This window comes from Oceanispirochaeta sp. M1 (assembly GCF_003346715.1).
Classification (GTDB): domain Bacteria; phylum Spirochaetota; class Spirochaetia; order DSM-2461; family DSM-2461; genus Oceanispirochaeta.
In genome coordinates, this window is the sequence record NZ_QQPQ01000120.1 from 1 (window position 1) to 1392 (window position 1392).

Annotated in this window: 1 protein-coding gene; it reads left to right on the plus strand. The window is 38.4% G+C overall.

The window, feature by feature from the left end; all coding sequences use genetic code 11:
- Positions 1–149 precede the first annotated feature (149 nt).
- Positions 150–1352, plus strand: a complete 1203-nt coding sequence (locus DV872_RS26040) for an InlB B-repeat-containing protein (protein WP_114632895.1) — start codon at positions 150–152, stop codon at positions 1350–1352.
- Positions 1353–1392 lie beyond the last annotated feature (40 nt).

Here is a 1392-nt window from a genome sequence, read left to right on the forward strand (position 1 = left end):
ACGTTGTTTACCTAAATCCATCTGCAGATACAAGGATTAAAATAAAAGCAGAAAAAGAAAGGAAATTCGCCAGTTAAATTTTATCATTATTTCAAAGAGCACACTTCAACTATGTTGACATATTCCGCGAATAGCAAAGGCTGGTTATTATGAAAACAACTAGAAAGGTATTGAGCATGATAAAGAATCTTTTATTAATCATAATTATCGGATTGTTGTTCTCTTGTAATCAACCTTCAGATCCTTTGGAAAATACTGATGAAGATAATGACAGCTATACTGTTAATTTTTATCTGGATAATGAGCTTTATAGTTCTGTAGAAGTACAATCAGGTGAATTTATCTTTGATCCGGGAATTACAGTACCCAATGATAGGATCTTTACAGGCTGGTATCTGGATAGTACTAACCATGGCTATAAGTGGGATTTTCCTGTAGATGTTGTAAACGGCGATCTAACTCTATATGCGGATCTACTGACACCATCGCTTTGTTTTGTGACATTTGAAAGTAATGGTGGATCTGATGTAGACGTTCTCTATGTCCTTGGCGGTAGAACTATTACGGAACCTGTATCTCCAACGAAAACAGGTTATTTCTTTTCCGGCTGGTACATAGATCGCAGTCTGACCGAGCCGTGGGTTTTCTCAGAGAATATTCTATTGCAGGATATGACCCTGTATGCATGTTGGAGCGATCGGCCTGTTTATAAAGTACTATTTAATACAGTCGGGGGCACTTCAGTAGACACCCAATATGTATTTGAAGGGCTGACAATAAAGCCCCCTGTAAAACCTTATAAAAATGAGTATAACTTTGCAGATTGGTATCTGGATGCCGGACTGACCCAATACTGGGATGTCACAAGTCGAACCGTATCAGATGATATCGAGCTGTATGCAAAATATGAGCCCGGTCTATGGAATTATGAGCTGATTAATAACGGCACTGAAGTTCGGATCATTGAATATAATAATACTGGAACGGCAAATGTGGTCATTCCTTCAGTACTTGAGGGGCTTCCGGTTACAGTTCTTGGAGAAAACTCATTCTATAATAAATCATTAACTGGAAATCTCTCGATCCCTGCAAATGTTAAATATATTGAATATAGCGCCTTTAGATTAAATAATTTTCAAGGTCAATTAGCATTACCTGACGGCCTTCTGGAAATAGGTAATTTTGCATTCGGTCATGTTTCCTGGCAGAGTGGTAATACGTTTTCCGGTTCACTTGATATTCCCAACACCGTTACCTATATTGGCTGTTTGTTGCATACTGAAATAGGACGAAGTTGCAAAGCAAATTCCCCAAAGTTGCAGACCGGAATTCCCCACTTTTGCAGAAGTTGAAAAGAGCGGGATTGATGCAAGTTATATCCTTGTACTATGA

Excerpts from the sequence above, each read along its gene's own strand:
- DV872_RS26040 (WP_114632895.1), top strand. The coding sequence starts at position 150 with ATGAAAACAACTAGAAAGGTATTGAGCATGATAAAGAATCTTTTATTA.